General features: G+C 68.8%; 17 protein-coding genes. 8 read left to right on the plus strand and 9 right to left on the minus strand.

The genetic code is table 11. From position 1 onward, the window contains the following. Window positions 1-113 precede the first annotated feature (113 nt). Genes AC3WS4_RS08680 through AC3WS4_RS08690 form a run of 3 tightly spaced genes read left to right on the plus strand, consistent with a single transcriptional unit; the run spans window position 114 to window position 3,889 of the window. A complete protein-coding gene (locus AC3WS4_RS08680) occupies window positions 114-1,649 on the plus strand; it encodes an NAD(P)/FAD-dependent oxidoreductase (RefSeq protein ID WP_492735009.1) in 1,536 nt (511 codons plus the stop codon). After that, window positions 1,649-2,086: a GtrA family protein gene (locus AC3WS4_RS08685; protein ID WP_056341951.1), complete on the plus strand. Its 438-nt coding sequence runs from the start codon at window positions 1,649-1,651 to the stop codon at window positions 2,084-2,086. Before AC3WS4_RS08680 ends, AC3WS4_RS08685 begins: the two co-directional genes overlap by 1 nt. Window positions 2,087-2,092: 6 nt before the next feature. Next, window positions 2,093-3,889: a hypothetical protein gene (locus tag AC3WS4_RS08690; protein ID WP_492735007.1), complete on the plus strand. Its 1,797-nt coding sequence runs from the start codon at window positions 2,093-2,095 to the stop codon at window positions 3,887-3,889. Here the strand turns inward: AC3WS4_RS08690 and msrB are convergent. The 4 genes from msrB to AC3WS4_RS08710 all read right to left on the minus strand — a co-directional run bounded on the left by msrB (window position 3,870) and on the right by AC3WS4_RS08710 (window position 8,114). After that, window positions 3,870-4,358: a peptide-methionine (R)-S-oxide reductase MsrB gene (gene msrB / locus AC3WS4_RS08695; protein ID WP_492735006.1), complete on the minus strand. Its 489-nt coding sequence runs from the start codon at window positions 4,356-4,358 to the stop codon at window positions 3,870-3,872. The genes AC3WS4_RS08690 and msrB overlap by 20 nt on opposite strands. A 56-nt stretch (window positions 4,359-4,414) precedes the next feature. Then, a complete protein-coding gene (locus AC3WS4_RS08700; protein ID WP_056341960.1) occupies window positions 4,415-5,671 on the minus strand; it encodes a cytochrome P450 in 1,257 nt (418 codons plus the stop codon). A gap of 242 nt (window positions 5,672-5,913) precedes the next feature. Next, window positions 5,914-7,161 (minus strand): ABC transporter permease, encoded by a 1,248-nt coding sequence (locus tag AC3WS4_RS08705; RefSeq protein ID WP_492735003.1) that lies wholly within the window; start codon window positions 7,159-7,161, stop codon window positions 5,914-5,916. Further along, on the minus strand, window positions 7,158-8,114 hold the full coding sequence (locus AC3WS4_RS08710; protein ID WP_492735001.1) for an ABC transporter ATP-binding protein: 957 nt from the start codon (window positions 8,112-8,114) through the stop codon (window positions 7,158-7,160). The genes AC3WS4_RS08705 and AC3WS4_RS08710 overlap by 4 nt, the downstream gene beginning before the upstream one ends. A gap of 69 nt (window positions 8,115-8,183) precedes the next feature. Between AC3WS4_RS08710 and queG the strand changes: the two genes are divergently transcribed. Further along, complete coding sequence (gene queG, locus AC3WS4_RS08715) at window positions 8,184-9,236, plus strand: tRNA epoxyqueuosine(34) reductase QueG (protein ID WP_492736580.1); 1,053 nt, start codon at window positions 8,184-8,186, stop codon at window positions 9,234-9,236. Between the two features lie 7 nt (window positions 9,237-9,243). Here queG and AC3WS4_RS08720 read toward each other — a convergent pair whose 3' ends face one another. Then, entirely contained in the window at window positions 9,244-9,612 is a 369-nt protein-coding gene (locus AC3WS4_RS08720) for a hypothetical protein (RefSeq protein WP_492734999.1), read from the minus strand. Continuing rightward, complete coding sequence (locus AC3WS4_RS08725) at window positions 9,609-10,289, minus strand: EI24 domain-containing protein (protein WP_492734997.1); 681 nt, start codon at window positions 10,287-10,289, stop codon at window positions 9,609-9,611. Before AC3WS4_RS08725 ends, AC3WS4_RS08720 begins: the two co-directional genes overlap by 4 nt. Before the next feature lie 110 nt (window positions 10,290-10,399). On the opposite strand from AC3WS4_RS08725, the gene AC3WS4_RS08730 reads away from it, so the two are divergent. Beyond that, on the plus strand, window positions 10,400-11,398 hold the full coding sequence (locus tag AC3WS4_RS08730) for an adenosine kinase (RefSeq protein WP_056341976.1): 999 nt from the start codon (window positions 10,400-10,402) through the stop codon (window positions 11,396-11,398). 56 nt (window positions 11,399-11,454) lie between these two features. Continuing rightward, window positions 11,455-11,712 carry a hypothetical protein gene (locus AC3WS4_RS08735; protein WP_056341981.1) on the plus strand — a complete coding sequence of 86 codons (258 nt, stop codon included), beginning with the start codon at window positions 11,455-11,457 and terminating at the stop codon, window positions 11,710-11,712. 3 nt (window positions 11,713-11,715) lie between these two features. On the opposite strand, the gene AC3WS4_RS08740 is transcribed toward AC3WS4_RS08735, so the two are convergent. The 3 genes from AC3WS4_RS08740 to tsaD form a co-directional block, all read right to left on the minus strand. Beyond that, window positions 11,716-13,275: a lipopolysaccharide biosynthesis protein gene (locus AC3WS4_RS08740; RefSeq protein ID WP_187139255.1), complete on the minus strand. Its 1,560-nt coding sequence runs from the start codon at window positions 13,273-13,275 to the stop codon at window positions 11,716-11,718. Between the two features lie 76 nt (window positions 13,276-13,351). Beyond that, window positions 13,352-14,359, minus strand: coding sequence for an NAD(P)H-dependent glycerol-3-phosphate dehydrogenase (locus tag AC3WS4_RS08745; RefSeq protein ID WP_492742712.1), 1,008 nt, complete (start codon window positions 14,357-14,359; stop codon window positions 13,352-13,354). Then, window positions 14,356-15,390: a tRNA (adenosine(37)-N6)-threonylcarbamoyltransferase complex transferase subunit TsaD gene (tsaD, locus tag AC3WS4_RS08750; protein ID WP_187139253.1), complete on the minus strand. Its 1,035-nt coding sequence runs from the start codon at window positions 15,388-15,390 to the stop codon at window positions 14,356-14,358. The genes AC3WS4_RS08745 and tsaD overlap by 4 nt, the downstream gene beginning before the upstream one ends. A gap of 63 nt (window positions 15,391-15,453) precedes the next feature. On the opposite strand from tsaD, the gene hemC reads away from it, so the two are divergent. Next, complete coding sequence (hemC, locus tag AC3WS4_RS08755; protein ID WP_187139252.1) at window positions 15,454-16,401, plus strand: hydroxymethylbilane synthase; 948 nt, start codon at window positions 15,454-15,456, stop codon at window positions 16,399-16,401. Continuing rightward, complete coding sequence (locus AC3WS4_RS08760; RefSeq protein WP_492734993.1) at window positions 16,398-17,081, plus strand: uroporphyrinogen-III synthase; 684 nt, start codon at window positions 16,398-16,400, stop codon at window positions 17,079-17,081. Before hemC ends, AC3WS4_RS08760 begins: the two co-directional genes overlap by 4 nt.

The raw sequence follows: 17,081 nt of genomic DNA on the forward strand, positions 1-17,081 counted from the left end.
ACGGGCCGGAAACGCGGCCGCGCGGCGATATTCCCGCGCGGCATTAACCAATTTTTATCCATGATTGCCCACAGCAATCGCTGAGCATGAATTTGCCTGTGGGGAATCAAATTATGTCCGACGCATCCGCGCCGAAAAATCGTCCGACCAGCGCCGATGTCGCGATCATCGGGGCAGGGCCGGCGGGACTGACCGCCGCCTATCTGCTGACCAAGGAAGGCTTTTCGGTCACCGTGATCGAGAAGGACCCGACCTATGTCGGCGGGATCAGCCGGACGGTCGAGCATGAGGGCTTTCGCTTCGACATCGGCGGGCACCGCTTTTTCTCGAAAAGCCAGGAAGTCGTCGACCTGTGGAACGAGATTTTGCCCGACGATTTCATCCAGCGTCCGCGGATGAGCCGCATCTATTATGAGGGCAAATTCTATTCCTATCCGCTTCGCGCGTTCGAGGCGCTGTGGAATCTGGGCATCGTCCGTTCGACTTTGTGCATGGCGAGCTATGCGCAGGCGAAGCTGTTTCCGAACAAGACGGTCCGCAGCTTCGAGGACTGGACGATCAACCAGTTCGGGCGGAAGCTTTATTCGATCTTTTTCAAGACCTATACCGAGAAGGTGTGGGGCATGCCGTGCGACGAAATGTCGGCCGACTGGGCGGCGCAGCGCATCAAGGGGTTGAGCCTCGGCGCCGCGGTGGTCGACGGGCTGAAGCGCAGCCTGGGGCTCAACAAGGCGCCGAATGACGGCATGGCGACCAAGACGTTGCTCGAAACCTTTCGCTATCCGCGGCTGGGGCCGGGCATGATGTGGGAAGCGGCGCGCGACAAGGTCGTCGCGGGCGGCAATTCGGTGCTGATGGGGCATAGCTTCAAGCAGGTGACGCAGGATCAGGTGTCGGGGCGTTGGCGGCTGACCGCGACCGGGCCCGACGGCGATGTTATGATCGATGCGGGCCATGTCATCAGTTCGGCGCCGATGCGCGAGCTGGCGGCGCGGATTCATCCGCTGCCGGCGTGCGCGCTCTCCGCCGCGCCGTCCCTGAAATATCGCGATTTCCTGACCGTCGCGCTCAAGATTCGCTCGGAGGACCTGTTCCCCGACAACTGGATCTATATCCACGACAGCAAGGTGCAGGTCGGCCGGGTGCAGAATTTCCGCAGCTGGTCGCCCGAAATGGTGCCCGATCCCGAACTCGCGTGCGTCGGCCTCGAATATTTCTGCTTCGAGGGCGACGGGCTGTGGGCGTCGAGCGACGAGGATCTGGTGGCGCTGGCGACCAAGGAAATGGCGATCCTCGGGCTGTGTGACCCCAAGGATGTGGTCGGCGGCGCGGTGGTGCGGCAGGAAAAGGCCTATCCGGTCTATGACGACCATTATGCCGCGCATGTCGAGACGATGCGCTCCGAACTGGAAGCGCGTTATCCGACGCTGCACATGGTCGGGCGCAACGGCATGCACCGTTACAACAACCAGGATCATGCGATGATGACCGCGATGCTGACGGTGCGCAATATCGTCGCCGGCGAGCGGATTTACGACATCTGGGGCGTCAATGAGGACGCCGAATATCATGAGAGCGGCACCGAGGGCGAGCAGGCGGCGCTGGCGTCGGTGCGCGACGTGCCCGCGCGCGTGAGCAAGGCCGCCTGATGCTCGGCGAGGCCGGCATCGGTCGTCTCGGGCAGCGGCTGCTCGCGCGGCTGCACCAGATCACCTATTTGCGCTATATCGGCGCGAGCGCGCTGGCGCTGGCGGCGGATATGGGGCTGTTCCTGCTGCTGCTCGCGGGCGGCTGGCATGCCGCCGCGGCATCGGCGATCAGCTATAGCGCCGGGATCGCCGTGCATTGGCTGATCTCGACGCGGCTGGTGTTCGTCGCGGGCGCGCGGACCCAAGGGGTCGAGCGTGCGCGGCAAAAGGCGTTGTTCCTCGGGTCGGCGCTGGCGGGACTCGGTATCACCGTCGGCATCGTGTGGATCGGCGACGCCTTCGGCCTCGACCCGCGGCTCGCCAAGCTCGCGGCGATCGCGATCAGTTTCCAGACCACCTATGTGCTGCGCAAGACGATCGTCTTTGCGCGCGGCTGACCCGCGATGACCGGTGCCTCCGCCCCGGCCCCGCGCCCGCTCGCCCGCGACCTGTGGCTTGCGGTCGCGCTGGCGCTTGGCGTCATGGCGGTCATGCTGGCGATCTATTGGCCGGCGATCGCGACGATGGGCTTTCGCGACGGCGACGACGCGCTGCGGCTGGTGCAGGTGCGCGACCTGATCGCCGGTCAGTCCTGGTTCGACACGACGCAATATCGCATCAACCCACCATCGGGTGGTCTGATGCACTGGTCGCGGCTGATCGATGCGCAGATCGCCGCGCTGATCCTGATGCTCGAACCGCTGATCGGCCGCGCCGCCGCCGAGCAATGGGTGGTCGCGCTCTATCCGCCGCTGTTGCTGTTGCCGTTGTTTCTGGCGATCGCGCTGGTGCTGCGGCGTCTGTCGGACGACCGCGCGGTGGTCGGTACCGGGCTGCTGCTCGCGGCGACGACGGTGACCTTCCTCCATTATTTCGTGCCGCTGCGCATCGACCATCATAATTGGCAGACGATCTTGTCGACGCTGTTGCTCGCCATCGCGCTCGGCGCCGCCGACCGGCGCCACGGGCTGCTCGCGGGGGCGGTGGTCAGCCTCCACCTCGTCGTCTCGCTCGAGGCCTTGCCCTATCTGATCCTGTTCGGCGCGATCTTCGCATTCGCCTGGCTGCGCGACGCAGCCGCGGGCGCGCGGTTCCTGAGCTTCGTCGCGACCTTGGCGCTCGGCGCGCCGCTGCTGCTGCTCGCGACGCGCGGCTGGGACGGCGTGGCAGGCGACTGGTGCGACGCCTGGTCGCGCCCGTTCCAGAGCGGTGCCGCCGTGGCGGCGCTGATCCTGATCGGCGGGGCGCGGCTGGCGCCGGTACGCCGCGACTGGCGCGTCCGGTTCGGGCTGATCGCGGTCGCCGGAGCGGCCGGTGCGGCGGTGTTCGCCTGGCAGAATCCGCTCTGCCTCGCGGGGCCGTTCGGCGCGCTCGAGCCGCTGGTGCGCGACTATTGGTATGTGAATGTGCTCGAAGGGCGACCGGTGTGGCGGCAGGCGGCGCCGGCGATGGCGCTGCTGCTGGCGCCGTCGCTCGTCGGTCTGGCGCTGTGCTGGCGCATCTGGCGAAGGGCCGCGCCGGGACCCGCGAAAGCACGCTGGGAGACGATGCTGATCGTGCTCGCGGCGAGTTGCCTGTTGTCGGTGCTGATCGCGCGGACCACCGCGGTCACCCATGTCTATGCGCTGCCCGCGCTTGCCCTCACCGGGGTGGCGCTCTGGCGTCATGGCCAGTCGCGACGTTCGCCGCTGGCACGGATCGGCGCGTCGCTGGCGGTGCTGCTCGTCGTGCCGCCGGTACTCGGCCAGATCGCGACTTCGGCGGTGGGTATGATCGCGCCCGCGCCGCGCACGGAGAAAAAACCGGTCGCGCCGTGCCCGGCGCCCGCCGATCTGGCGCTGCTCGCGCGGCAGGCGACGGGACTCGTGCTGTCGGGGATCGATATCGGCCCGATGCTCCTCGTCGCCACGCCGCACGCCGTCGTCGCGACCGGCCATCACCGTAACCATGCGGCGATGAACCGGGTGATCGGGGCCTTTGCCGCAACCCCCGCCGATGCCGAAGCGGTCGTCGCGGCTGCGCGCGCCGATTATCTGTTCGTCTGCCCGGGCCAGCCCGAAATGGAGAATGTCGCCAAGTCCTTCCCGGCCGGACTCGCCGCGGCGCTGGCGTCGGGACGCGTGCCGTCGTGGCTTGAACCCGTGCCGATGCCGCAGGGGTCGGCGGCGCGGCTCTATCGCGTCAGGCGGGGCGGAAGCTGAGCGCGGCGCCGTTCATGCAATAGCGCTTGCCCGTCGGTTTCGGGCCGTCGTTGAAGACATGGCCGAGATGACCGCCGCAGCGGCGGCAATGGACCTCGGTCCGCGCATAGCCGAGCTCATGGTCGGTCGACAGGCCGATGGCGCCTTTCAGCGGCTCCCAGAAGCTTGGCCAACCGGTCTTGCTGTCATATTTGGTCTTGCTCGAATAGAGCGGCAGCGCGCAACCGGCGCAGCCGAAGGTGCCGGCGCGATGCTCGCTGTTGAGCGCGTTGGTGAAGGGGCGCTCTGTCCCCGCTTCGCGCAATATCCTGTACTGGAAGGGCGTCAGTCGCTTTTTCCACTCGGCCTCGCTGAGTTGCCAGCCCGGCTGCGCCTTCGGACGCGGCGAGGCCTTGGCAAAGAGCATCGGCGCGCCAATGAGCGCGCCGCCGAGCGCGATGCCGCCGATAATGTAACGCCGTTCGATCATGGCAGGGCTCCTCTACCCTGGATACGTTGGCGCCGGTGCGGAGGTTTCAACCCCCATCAATATTTTTCGAGCTGCACCGGCATATGGCGATAGCCGTGGACGAAGCTGGCGTGGACGCGTTCGGGCTCGGCGAGGACGTTCACGCGCAGGCGGCGCTTCTGCATTTCGCTGATCAGTGTCGTCAGCTGCAGCTCGGCGACACGCGCGCCGACGCAGCGGTGGATGCCGTAACCGAAGGCGAGGTGACGGCGCGCGTTTTCGCGGTCGACGATGATGCGGTCGCCGTCGGGGAAGACGCTCTCGTCGCGGTTCGCCGAGGCATACCAGAGCGCGATCTTGTCGCGCGCCTTGATCTGGTGGCCGAACAGTTCGGCATCCTCGGTCGCGGTGCGGCGCATATGCGCGAGCGGGGTCTGCCAGCGCAGGATTTCGTGCATCGCGTTGACCGCGAGTTCGGGGTCGTGATTCTTCTCGAGCTTCGCGCGCTCCTCGGGGAAGCTGTGCAGGCCATAGGCGTAGGCCGACATCGAATTGCGCGTCGTATCGTTGCCGCCGACGATCAGCAGGATGAGATTCCCCATGAACTCATTCTCGCTCATATGCTTCATCGCGTCGGACTGGAGCATGATCGAGATCAGGTCGTGCTTGCCGGGATTCTGCGCCTTGGCGTCCCATAATTGCTTGAACGCGGCGCCCATTTCGAACGCCTTGCCGAGCCGGACCTGGCGCTTTTCGAGCGTGTCGAAGCTTTCGATGTCGCCGAGCGCGTCGGACCAGCCGGTGAGCCGGTGGCGCTCTTCCCACGGAAAATCGAACAGGATCGCGAGCATGTCGGTGGTGAGTTCGATCGACAGCCGTTCGACCCAGTCGAAGGTCTCGCCGATCGGCAGCGTGTCGATCAGCGCCGCGGTGCGCGCCTGGGTGTCGGCGCGCATGCGCTCGATTTCCGACGGGCCGAAGGCGGGAGCGACGGTGCGGCGCTGCGCGGTATGTTGCGGCGGATCCATCGCGATGAACATCGGCATCGGGATCTCGCCCTCCTGCAGATGTTCGATACCGTCGCCGGCGACGGTGATGCCGCCATATTCCCACGACGAGGAGAAGATCTTGGGCAGCGCCTCGATATGCTGGATCGGCTTGTAGGTGGTCACCGACCAATAGGGACCGAATTTCGAATCCTCGCAGCGATAGATCGGCGATTCGGCGCGCAACTGGCGCATTGGTTCCTGCCAGCGGTCCTCGCTCCACAATTCGGCGCGGGAGACGTCGAGCGGATTGGCGATTTCGGGGGCGATACGGACTTGGGTGGCCATGGGCTGCTCCTCTGGAGGGCCGTCTGACGCGGCCGATTCAGTTGCAGAATGCCACTATTTACAGCTTTGTCAATGTGGGGTGGGCGGCGCCATTTTTGTTTCACGCGGAGGCGCGGAGAAGGAGAATATTCGCGCAGAGGACGCAGAGGGCGCAGAGAAGGGAAAATGGGCGGCGGAGCCGCCGATCCTTTTTCTCCGCGTGAACCTCTCTTCTCTGCGATCTCTGCGTCCTCTGCGCGAATCTAGTTCTTCGCCTTCCGCCGCCAGAAGCGCCAGTCGCTGCGGCCGCTGAGGACGCCGGCGCGGAAGAGGCGGACCGAGAGGAAGATGACGAGTGCGACCCAGATCGCCTGCCAGCCGAGCGCAGCCAAGTGGACGCCGATCGAGTCGTCGGTCGCGGCGCGGGCCGCCATTGCCAGCGGCGAGGAGAAGGGGAATATCTGCGCAAAGGTTGCAAGATTGCTGCCCGGCGCGCTCGCCGAGGCGGCGCACAGGCTGAACATGCCGACCTGGAAGATGGTGATTGGCAGGCTGAGCATCTGGATTTCGCGCACCGTCGCCGCCTGCGCGCCGACCCCGAGGAAGACCGCGCCGAGGAGCAGGAAGGACATCACGAAATAGGCGAAACCGATGCCGAGGAAGAAGGGCCAGCCGACGGCGGGCGCGGCGGTGAGGGTCGCCGCGGCCTTGCTGGCGCCGCCCGCGGCGGCGATCGCCGCCGGGTCCATCTGGGTCATCGCGACCAGCCCGCCGCCAACCGCCATCACCATCCAGAAGGCGATGAACAGCACCGCGACGCCGAGGAAGCCGAGCAATTTGCCAAGGAAGACGCTTTCGAGCGGCACCGCGGCGGCGAGGATTTCGATGACCTTGTTGCCCTTTTCCTCGGCGAGCGAACTCACCGTCTGCCCGGCGAGGAGCAGGGTGAGCAGGAAGATGGCGAACACCGCGCCGAACCCGAGCGATTGCTGGGCCGCAATGCTGGTGCCGCCGCTCGACAGATTTTCATAGGTCGGGGTTACCGGCGGCAGCGGGCCGGCGGCGCGGGCGCGCAGCACTTCGCCCGCGAGCAGCGCGAGATAGCGCCCCGAACTGCTGCCCGGTTCGCGCTCGACGATGCGCGGCGACGCCAGCGGGCCGCTGAGCACAGCATAGGTGTCGCTGCCCTTTTCGCGCGCGATCATCAGCGAGTCGCGGTTCGCGGGGCTTGCGACGCGCAGTTCGAGCAGCGCGGGTTCGCGCGGCATCGCAGCGCGCAGCCTTGTGTCGGCGGCGCGCAGCGCCTCGACATCGGCGGCGTCGGCGACCGCGACGATGCGGCCGGCGCCGCGCGCGCTGTCGGCGAGCTGCGACGCACCCATGCCGCCGACGAGTCCCATGCCGACCATGAACAAAGGCGCGAGCAGGAAGAGCAGGAAGGTCGGGGTGGCGACGATCGCGAGAAAGTCGCGCCGCGCAACGACGAGCATATTCTTGATAAAGGCGTTCATGCGCCGGCCTCCTCGCCGATGTCTCCGGCCGCGTCGGCGTCGAAGCTCGCGTCGACCTGGCGGACGATATGGACAAAGGCGTCGTGGAGCGCCGGGCGGCTGATCGAGAGGCCCGTGACGCCAAGATGGCTCGTCGTGATCCGCGACAGCAGCGGCTCGACGTCCCCGTCCTCGATCGCGAAATGCCAGGCCTCGCCGCGCAATTCGGCGCCGGCGGGGAGCAGCGCGGCGACGGCGTCGCGGCCGGCCTCGCTCCGCGGGGTGTAGCGGACCTGCATCGGCAGCAGCGCGCGCGCGTCGTCGACGGTGCCTTCGAAACGGCGTTGCGAGCGCGCGATGATCGCGAGCCGGTCGCACAGCCGTTCGGCATGCGCCATGACATGGGTCGAAAAGAGGATCGTCGCCCCGCGGTCGCGTTCGCGCCGCACGAGCATCTCCAGCCGTTCCTGATTGACCGGGTCGAGCCCCGAGAAAGGCTCGTCGAGCACGATGAGGTCGGGGGCGTGGACGATCGAGCCGATCAGCTGGATCATCTGCGCCATGCCCTTCGACATCTTGCGGATTTTTTCGTCGATGACGCGTTCGAGCCCGAGTTCGGTCATGAAGGTCGCGGCGCGGCGGCGCCCCTCCGACCAGTCGAGTCCGCGCAGCGCGCCCATGAAGGCGATCGCCTCGCGCGCCTTCATGCCGGGATAAAGTCCGCGTTCCTCGGGCAGGTAACCGATGCGGTGGCGCACCGACTGCGGCTTGTGACCGCCGAGCAGCCGGCTGGTGCCCTCGTCGGGGTCGATGATGCCGAGCATCATGCGCAGGCTGGTGGTCTTGCCCGCGCCATTGGGGCCGAGCACGCCATAGATGCTGCCCGCGGGGACCTGCAGCGACACATGGTCGACCGCCTTATAGGCCTCGAAATATTTGGTGAGGCCGACGGCCTCGACACTGAGATCGGTCAAATGCTGGTCCTGCGAAATGTCGGCACCGCCCCCTATGACATGCGAAGGCCGCTCGCGTATAGGGCGCCAATGGTTGCCGAAGCCTTGCCCTCTCTCGAACAGCGGCTCGAAGCGGTGGCGCGCGAGCATGGCTTCGTCGCGTTCGGCATCGCGCGCGCCGATGCCGCGCCGCAGACCGCGGCGCGGTTGACCCGGTGGCTGGCCGAGGGGTGTCACGGCGAGATGATCTGGATGGAAAGCCGCGCCACGCAGCGCGGATCGCCGCAGGGGCTGTGGCCCGAGGTCCGCTCGGTGATCGCGCTGGGGATGAGCTATGCGCCCGATGTCGATCCGCTGGCGCTCGCGGCGCACCCCGAGCGCGGGCGGATCTCGGTCTATGCGCAGGGCGGCGATTATCATGACGTCGTCAAGAAAGCGCTGAAGCATGTCGCGCGCTGGCTGGTCGCCGAAGCGGCGGACGCCGAGGTCAAGGTGTTCGTCGACACCGCGCCGGTGATGGAAAAGCCGCTGTCGGCGGCGGCGGGGCTCGGCTGGCAGGGCAAGCACACCAATTTGGTGAGCCGCCAACACGGCAGCTGGCTGTTCCTGGGGGCGATCTACACCACGCTCGACCTGGTGCCGGCGGTGCCGGGGCGCGATAGCTGCGGCAGTTGTTCGGCGTGCCAGGATGCCTGCCCGACACAGGCCTTTCCGGCGCCGTACCGGCTCGATGCGCGACGCTGCATCTCCTATCTCACGATCGAACATGCGGGGCCGATCCCGGTCGAATTCCGCCGCGCGCTGGGCAACCGCATCTATGGTTGCGATGATTGCCTCGCGGTGTGTCCGTGGAACAAATTCGCCGAAAGCGCGGCGCGCCACCGCGCCTTCCTGCCGCGCGCCGAGCTGGCCGCGCCGTCGCTGGGCGACCTGCTGGTGTTGGACGATGCCGCGTTCCGCCAGGTCTTCGCGGGATCGCCGATCAAGCGCATCGGACGCGGCCGCATGGTTCGCAACGCGGCGATCGCGGCGGGGAACAGCGGCGACCAGCGCTTCCGGTCCGCGCTCGAACGGTTAAAAAGCGACGAGTCCGCTGTGGTTGCCGAGGCGGCGGCGTGGGCGCTCTCCGAACTGGCGTCCTGACGTCACCTTAGCGGCGCAGCGTTTCCGCGCAGCTGCTCAATTCGGCATTGCGCCCGTCGGGGGTGCGCGCGTCGACATGGGTCGCGACCGGTGCGGCGCCGGCGCGCGGGGCGTAGAAATAGATATCGATGACGCAGGCCGACCCTTCGAACTGCAGCTTGCGCGCGGCGCCTTCGGTGACGTCGAGGCGCGGTTTGCCGAACATCCGGCCGATGGCATCGGCGCTTTGGCCGATCAGGCTGTTGGTCTGCACGGGGCGCACGATGGTCGGCGGCGGCGCCGCGGCGACCGGCGGCGGGACGTTGCGCGGCGAGGGGACGGCGGCGGTGCAGCCGCCGAGCAGGGCGAACAGCAGGACGGCGGAAAGGCGGGTCATGGATGGTCCCTGTTTCGCAGGTGAATGAGGTGGACGGCCATAGCCGCGCCGAGGATGGGCGCCAACAGGTTGACGACGGGTACCACAAAGGCTGCGGCGGACAGAATGCCGAGCGCCCAGCGGTCGCCGCGCGCGAGCCGCGGCGCGTCGGGATGGCGGGCGAGCACCATCGCCTCTAGATCGCGGCCGAGCAGCGCGGCGTTGATCGCAAAGGCGAGCAAGGGCGCGCCGATCGCGGTGAACAACAAGGGGATATAGAGTGGCAGCGCGACCAGATTGACCGCGATCAGCCGGACGACCGAGACGAGGCCGAGGCGCAGGCTTTTGGCGAAGCTGACCGGCACCGCGCGCCGCGCCGCCTCGGGATAGCGGCGCCCCTCGACGTCGGCGACGATGCCGTCGGCAAACAGGCCGACGACGGCGATCGCGACGGCGCGGAACAGCAGCCAGCTCGCGCCGACAAGCGCAAGCGCGATCAGGATGCCCGCCATGTCGAGTTCGACCTCGCCGAGCCATTGCCAATGGTAGAGCGCCCAGCGCGCCGCAAAGAAGATCGCGGCACCCACGGTCACGAAGATCAGCAGCGTCAGCGCGAGGCTTTGCGCGAGGACGCGAAGGACGCGCGGCTGGGGCAGGTCGCGAAACGCGAGGAGCAGGGCGTGGACGGCGCGGGCCATGACACGCGATGGCGCGACGACGGGGGCGGCGTCAAGCGTCGCGCTTGCCTTGGCGCGTCGCCATCCCTAAAGCCGCGCGCAATCTTTTCCCATCACCGACTGGAATTTTCATGGCCTCCACCGCCCGTTTCGACGTCGTTGCCATCGGCAATGCCATCGTCGATGTCATCGCCCGCGCCGACGATGCGCTGATCACCGCCGAAGGACTGACCAAGGGCTCGATGCGGCTGATCGATGCCGACGAGGCCGAACGGCTCTACGCGGCGATGGGGCCGGCGATCGAGATGTCGGGCGGCAGCGCGGCGAATACGCTGGCGGGCATGGCGGCGCTCGGCGAACGCTGCGCCTTCATCGGCCAGGTCGCCGACGACCAGCTCGGCCATGTCTTCACCCATGACCTGCGCGCATTGGGCGTCGCTTATGAAACCCCGCCGCTCGCCGAGGGCGCGCCGACCGCGCGCTGCCTGATCCTCGTCACCCCCGACGGCCAGCGGACGATGAACACCTTCCTCGGCGCCAGCCACCTGCTCGAACAGGCGATGATCGACGAGGCGTGGATCGCCGATTCGGAAATCCTCTATCTCGAGGGTTATCTGTGGGATCCCGAGCTGTCGCGCGCCGCGATGCGCCGCGCGATCGACGTGTCGCGCGCGGCGGGGCGCAAGGTCGCCTTCACCCTGTCCGACGCCTTCATCATCGACCGCCATGGCGAGGATTTCCGCAACCTGATCGCCGAGGGGCTGTTCGACATCCTGTTCGCGAACGAGGTCGAGATCTGCGCGCTCGCCGAGACCGAGGATTTCGAGGCGGCGGTCGCCAAGATCGCGCCGCAGGTGCCGCTGCTGATCGTCACGCGCGGCGCGCATGGCGCGATCGCGCTGCAGGGCGGGACGCGTACCGAAGTCGGCGCCGAGCCGATCGAGACCGTCGTCGACACGACCGGTGCGGGCGACCTGTTCGCCGCCGGTTTCCTCGCGGGCCTCGCCGACGGCCGCAGCATTTCGGACTGCCTGACGATGGGCGCGGTGTGCGCGTGCGAGATCATCGCGCAGGTCGGCCCGCGCGCGCAGACCGACCTGAAGGCGAAGGTCGCCGCACGCCTCGGCTAGGAACTTCGCGGTCGTTGAAGCGTCCTATGCCCCATCACTGGCACAGGAGGCTTCACATGGCCGATGAAATCCATACCACGCGCGATCCCGACGGGACGACGCACACCACGACGATCGTCGATCGCGAACCGCGCCGCGGCGGCGGGATGGGCATGATGCTGATCCTGCTCGTCGCGCTCGCGGTCGCGGGCTTCGTCGCCTTCCAGTTCCTCGGCAATGAAAAGGCCGAAACCGGCGCGATCACCGAGGCCGCGCAAAAGGTCGGCGATGCCGCGCAGGATGTCGGCGACGCGGCGCAGAAGGCCGTCGACTGATCTTCAGCCGGCGACGGTTTCGGCCGTTGCCGGTTCGGGATGCTTCTTGAACAAGGCGCGATCGGCGGGGCCGAAACCGCGAGTCCAGATCAGCCAGCTATAGATTCCCAGGATGACGGGGACCCCGATCAGCAGTTCGGCCCATTCGGGGAGCTGCGTCGCGCCCCAGCCGAGCACCGCGGCGCCCGCGGTCGCCCACACCAGCGCCCAGCGCAGGCTGTTGACCGGGGTGCCGAGGATGCGCCCGAGCAGCCAGGCCTTGGCCACCGACGCGAAGCCCAGCGCGATCATCAGCGCGAGCGCGACAGCCGCGGCGTAGTAGAGCGGCGGCCAGCCCATCGCCTCGGCGGTCTTGATGAAGAGGATGCTGAGCGCCGCCTGCAGCGCGAGGGTGGCGAGGCTGATCAGCAGGTTGCGGTGGCGCGCGACATAGACGAGCGCCGCCTCGCTCACCACCGCGGTCGCGGCGACAACCTCGGCAGCGAGCAGGAAGGCGAGCGCGGTACTGCCACCGACGAAGGCGGGGCCGACGAGGCCCATTACCGCCTCGCCCGGGATGCCGAGCGCGAGCGCGACGCCCGCCTGCGCCGCGATGATCCAGAAACCGACCTGGCTGACCTGTGCCGCCACGGCGCCAAGGCGATTCTCGGCAAGGTTGCGGGTGATGACGGGGCCGAGGATCGGTTCGAAACTGGTCTTGAGCTTCTGCGGCAGCGAGGCGACCTGCTGCGCCATATAATAGATGCCGTAGATCGTCGGCGAGGTGAACTGGCCGAGGATGAACAGGTCGAGGCGGCGGGTGCCCCATTCGATTGCGTCGGCAGCGGCGAGCGGCGCATTGCGGCGCGCGACCGCCATCAGATGCACCGGATGCGGCTGCCACCCGCGCGGTCCGCCATAGTGGCGCAGCATCGGGTAGAGCGCGGTCAAAAAGGCGCCGATCATCGCGGCGGCGTAGGACAGCATCAGCCCGTCGCGCACCGACACGAACCAGAAACCGGCGGCGGCGATGCTGATCACCCAGGGTTCGACGACCGCGCGGGCGCGGACCGTCGCGCCGATGTCGAATTTATAGGCGCAGGCGGCGAGCGCGATGTCGGTGCCGGCGATCGCGAAGACGAGCCCGGCCATCCAGCGGTCGGTGCTGTCGATGCCGCCGGCGGGGAACATCAGTTGCGGAAAGGCGAGGAGCAGCGCCGACCCTGCGGCCGAGGCGAGCAGCGCGACGAACATGCCGTCCCACACGACCATGCGATGGTCGGCATCGGGCGCGCTCAGCTGTTCGGCGAGGCCGCGCTTGAGGCCGAGGGTGGCGAGTTGGGCGACGAGTTCGATGACGAGCACCGCGAAGGCGAAGCGCCCGACCGCTTCGGCGCCATACCAGCGGCCCGCGACGTAGAGGAAGGGCAGGCGCGCGACGAGGCGGAGGATGAAGCCGAAGAAATTGGTGCGACCGCCCTTGGCGAGCGCAGCGGTATCGGCGTCGCGCGGCGGATCGCCGGGTGAAGGGGAAGGCGACGCGCTGTCGGGGGCGGGCGCGGCCGCGCTGTCCGTCTGGGTCAAACCTGCGGTCCCCCTTGCTCCTCGCCCTGCCGCTTTCTAGCGCGGCAGGGGGGGAGTGGCAAATGTCGTCGCTGGCTCACCGGCCCTCGCGTCGCAGCGGGCGGCTGAGCAGCGCCTGAATGGCTTCGCCGGCGCGGATTTCGCCCGCGACGAGCCGCGCCACCGCGTCGGTGATCGGCATGTCGATGCCGTCGGCGCGCGCCGCGGCGGCGACCACCGGGGCGCTGAACGCGCCCTCGGCGACGGTGCGGCGATCGGCCATCAGCGCCTGCGCCTCGTCGCCGCGCCCGAGGCCCTGGCCGAGCGAGAAGTTGCGCGAATTGCTCGAGGTGCAGGTGAGCACGAGGTCGCCGAGTCCGGCGAGCCCGGCGAGGGTTTCGGCCTGCGCGCCGCGCGCAAGGCCGAAACGGGTCATTTCGGCGAAGCCGCGGCTGATCAGCGCGGCGCGGGCGTTGAGGCCGAGCCCGGCGCCGTCGACGATGCCGCAGGCGATCGCGAGGATATTCTTCACCGCGCCGCCGATCTCGGCCCCGATGACGTCGGCTGAGACATAGGGCCGGAAATGCGGGCGCGCGAGCGCGCGGGCGAGGTCGTCGGCGACCGCGGGGTCGGCGGCGGCGAGGGTGATCGCGGTGGGCAGGCCGGCGGCGACCTCGTGCGCGAAGGTCGGCCCCGACAAGACCGCGACCGCGCGGCCCGGCGCCACGTCGCGTGCGATGTCGACCGGGAAGGCGAAGCTTTCGGCCTCCATGCCCTTGCTGCACAGGATCAGCGGTGCATCGCCCGGCGGCAGCGCGGCGAGCACGGAACGCAGATAGGGAACGGGGACAACGATCAGCAGCGCGTCGCATACCGCCAGGTCGGCGAGGGTGCCGGTGGCACTGAGCGAGGGTGACAGCGCCGCGCCGGGCAGGAACAGCGTGTTGCGATGTTCGATGTTGACCGCCGCGACGACCTCGGCCTCGCGTGCCCAGAGCCGGACCGGGGCGCCATCGGCGGCGAGCAGTTGCGCGAGCGCGGTGCCCCAGGCGCCGCCACCGACCACGCCGAAGCTTTGATATGACGTCATGCTTTCACGAGTCATGCTTTTACTCCGGCGCCGCGCACGGCTTCGGCCTCGGGATCGAGCGGCCAGCGCGGGCGGGCGGCGGTGTCGAGCGGATCGGTGAGCCCCGCGGCGAAGCGTTCGGCGCCCGCCCAGGCGATCATCGCGCCATTGTCGGTACACAGCCACAAGGGCGGAGCGACGAAAGGCCTGTCGTGGCGTGCCGCCAGATCGGTCAGCGCGGCGCGGATCGCGCCGTTCGCGGCGACCCCGCCCGCGACGACGAACGCCGTCGCCTCGGGGCAGGCGGAAAGCGCGATGCGGCTGCGGTCGACCAGGCAGTCGACCACCGCCTGCTGGAAGGAAGCGGCGAGATCGGGGACGCTGTGCTGGCCCGACGCCGCCGCGCGCGACACCGCGCTCTTGAGCCCGGCAAAGGAGAAATGCGGTTCGGCGCTGCCGACGAGCGGGCGCGGTAGCGGCACGGCCTTGGGGTCGCCGTTTTTCGCGATGCGCTCGACCGCGGGGCCGCCCGGGTAACCGAGGCCGAGCAATTTCGCGGTCTTGTCGAAGGCTTCGCCCGCGGCATCGTCGATCGTGGTGGCAAGGCGGCGATAGTCGCCGACCCCGCGCACAAGCAGCAGCTGGCAATGGCCGCCCGACACGAGCAGCAGCAGATAGGGAAATTGCAGCGACGGATCGGCGAGGCGCGGGCTGAGCGCGTGGCCCTCGAGATGGTTGACCGCGATCAGCGGCTTGCCCGCGGCGTGGGCGAGCGCCTTGCCGGTGACGAGCCCGACCATGACGCCGCCGATCAGCCCCGGGCCGGCGGTGGCGGCGATCGCGTCGACGTCGGCGAGCGTCTTTCCGGCATCGGCGAGTACGCGTTCGACGATCGGCGCGAGGCGGTCGACATGCGCGCGCGCCGCGATCTCGGGCACGACCCCGCCGAAGGGGGCGTGATCCTCCTCCTGCCCGGCGACGCGGTGCGCGAGGACGCGCCTGTCGCTGTCGACGAGCGCTGCCGCGGTTTCGTCGCAGCTCGATTCGAGGCCGAGGATCAGAGTCATATTGTTGCGCGCCCCTTTACGCGCCCCTTGGCGGGCAGGGCAAGGGAGGCTAGCAGCAAGCCGATGAACAGGCTTCCCACTCCCGACGCTCCGCTGCGGATCGGCACCCGCGCCTCGCCGCTGGCGATGGCGCAGGCGCATATGGCGGCGGCGGCGCTCGCGCAGGCGCATGGCCTGACCGAAGATTCGCTCTTCCTGGTGCCGATGACCGCGACCGGCGACCGCATCCAGGACCGCGCGCTCGCCGAGGTCGGGGGCAAGGCGCTGTGGACGCGCGAACTCGATGCGGCGCTCGATGCGGGGGCGATCGACATCGCGGTGCACAGTCTGAAGGATGTCGAGACGCTGCGCGATCCGCGCTTCGCGCTCGTCGCGATGCTCGAACGCGCCGACCCGCGCGATCGGCTGGTGGTGCGCGAGGGAATCATGGCGGCGACCATCGACGCGTTGCCGACGGGCGCAAGGCTGGGGACGAGCAGCCCGCGCCGCGCGGCGCAGGTCAAGCGGCGCCGGAGCGACATCGAAACGCTGTTGCTGCGCGGCAATGTCCAGACCCGGCTCGCCAAGCTCGCGGCGGGCGATGTCGATGCGACCTTGCTCGCGGCGGCGGGGCTCGACCGGCTGGCGATGTTCGATATCGGTGTGGTGCAGGACGCCGCGACCCTGCTGCCCGCCGCGTCGCAGGGCGCGATCGGGATCGAATGCCGCAGCGACGACGATCGGGTGCGCGCGCTGCTCGTCGCGGTCGATCATGTTCCGACGCACCGCGCGGTGATGGCCGAGCGCGAATTTCTCGCGGCGCTCGGCGGCGATTGCCGCTCGCCGGTCGCGGCGCATGCGCGTTTCCTGGATGATGGCACGCTGCGGCTCGATGCCGAGCTCTATTCGGAGGATGGCGCGGAGCATGTCGTCGGGCATGCGGCGGTCGCGGGTCCCGACGCCGCGGCCGAACTGGCGCGCGACCTGCTCGGCCGCGCGCCCGATGCGGTGCGGCGCCTGTTCGGGGTATGATGCTGCCCGTCATCGTCACGCGTCCCGAACCGGGCAATGCGGCGACGGTGGCGCGGGCGCGGGCGGCCGGCCTCGACGCCTTTGCGATGCCCTTGTTCGCGGCGGTGCCGATCGAGTGGCGTCCGCCCGACGCGGGCGAATATGACGCGCTGCTGCTGACCAGCGCGCAGGCGGTGCGGCTGGCGGGGTCTGGACTGGACCGGCTCGTGTCGCTGCCGGTCCATGCCGTCGGCGCGGCGAGCGCGGCGGCGGCCGAGGCGGCGGGGTTGCGCGTCGCGGCGACGGGAACCCGCGACGCACAGGCCTTGATCGACGCCATGACGTCATCGGGAAAGCCCCGGATCCTGTGGCTTTGCGGGCGCGAGCGGTCCGATTTCGACGCGCGCGGTGCGCGGCTCGATGCCCTGCCTTGCTATGCCGTCGATCCGGTCGCGCCGCCCGCCGGCTGGGATCGGCTGACCGGCGATTCGGCGGTGATTCTGGCCCATTCGGCGCGCGGCGCGGCGCGGATCGCGACGCTGACCGAGGGGCGGCGCGGGCGCCTGTCGCTCGTCGCGATCGGCCCGGCGGTGGCCGAAGCCGCGGGCGAAGGCTGGGCGGCTGTTACCGTTACGGACCGTCCCGAAGACGCGGCAATGGTGACAGCGGCTTATGCTTTGTGCCAAAAGGCGCAAAAATAG

This window comes from Sphingopyxis sp. EU05-FHT14B03, from assembly GCF_058790875.1.

Bases quoted from the DNA above. Each gene is read 5' to 3' on its own strand.
- AC3WS4_RS08680 (WP_492735009.1), top strand. From the start codon at position 114: ATGTCCGACGCATCCGCGCCGAAAAATCGTCCGACCAGCGCCGATGTC.
- AC3WS4_RS08685 (WP_056341951.1), top strand. From the start codon at position 1,649: ATGCTCGGCGAGGCCGGCATCGGTCGTCTCGGGCAGCGGCTGCTCGCG.
- AC3WS4_RS08690 (WP_492735007.1), top strand. From the start codon at position 2,093: ATGACCGGTGCCTCCGCCCCGGCCCCGCGCCCGCTCGCCCGCGACCTG.
- msrB (WP_492735006.1), bottom strand. From the start codon at position 4,358: ATGATCGAACGGCGTTACATTATCGGCGGCATCGCGCTCGGCGGCGCG.
- AC3WS4_RS08700 (WP_056341960.1), bottom strand. From the start codon at position 5,671: ATGGCCACCCAAGTCCGTATCGCCCCCGAAATCGCCAATCCGCTCGAC.
- AC3WS4_RS08705 (WP_492735003.1), bottom strand. From the start codon at position 7,161: ATGAACGCCTTTATCAAGAATATGCTCGTCGTTGCGCGGCGCGACTTT.
- queG (WP_492736580.1), top strand. From the start codon at position 8,184: ATGGTTGCCGAAGCCTTGCCCTCTCTCGAACAGCGGCTCGAAGCGGTG.
- AC3WS4_RS08720 (WP_492734999.1), bottom strand. From the start codon at position 9,612: ATGACCCGCCTTTCCGCCGTCCTGCTGTTCGCCCTGCTCGGCGGCTGC.
- AC3WS4_RS08725 (WP_492734997.1), bottom strand. From the start codon at position 10,289: ATGGCCCGCGCCGTCCACGCCCTGCTCCTCGCGTTTCGCGACCTGCCC.
- AC3WS4_RS08730 (WP_056341976.1), top strand. From the start codon at position 10,400: ATGGCCTCCACCGCCCGTTTCGACGTCGTTGCCATCGGCAATGCCATC.
- AC3WS4_RS08735 (WP_056341981.1), top strand. From the start codon at position 11,455: ATGGCCGATGAAATCCATACCACGCGCGATCCCGACGGGACGACGCAC.
- AC3WS4_RS08745 (WP_492742712.1), bottom strand. From the start codon at position 14,359: ATGACTCGTGAAAGCATGACGTCATATCAAAGCTTCGGCGTGGTCGGT.
- tsaD (WP_187139253.1), bottom strand. From the start codon at position 15,390: ATGACTCTGATCCTCGGCCTCGAATCGAGCTGCGACGAAACCGCGGCA.
- hemC (WP_187139252.1), top strand. From the start codon at position 15,454: ATGAACAGGCTTCCCACTCCCGACGCTCCGCTGCGGATCGGCACCCGC.
- AC3WS4_RS08760 (WP_492734993.1), top strand. From the start codon at position 16,398: ATGATGCTGCCCGTCATCGTCACGCGTCCCGAACCGGGCAATGCGGCG.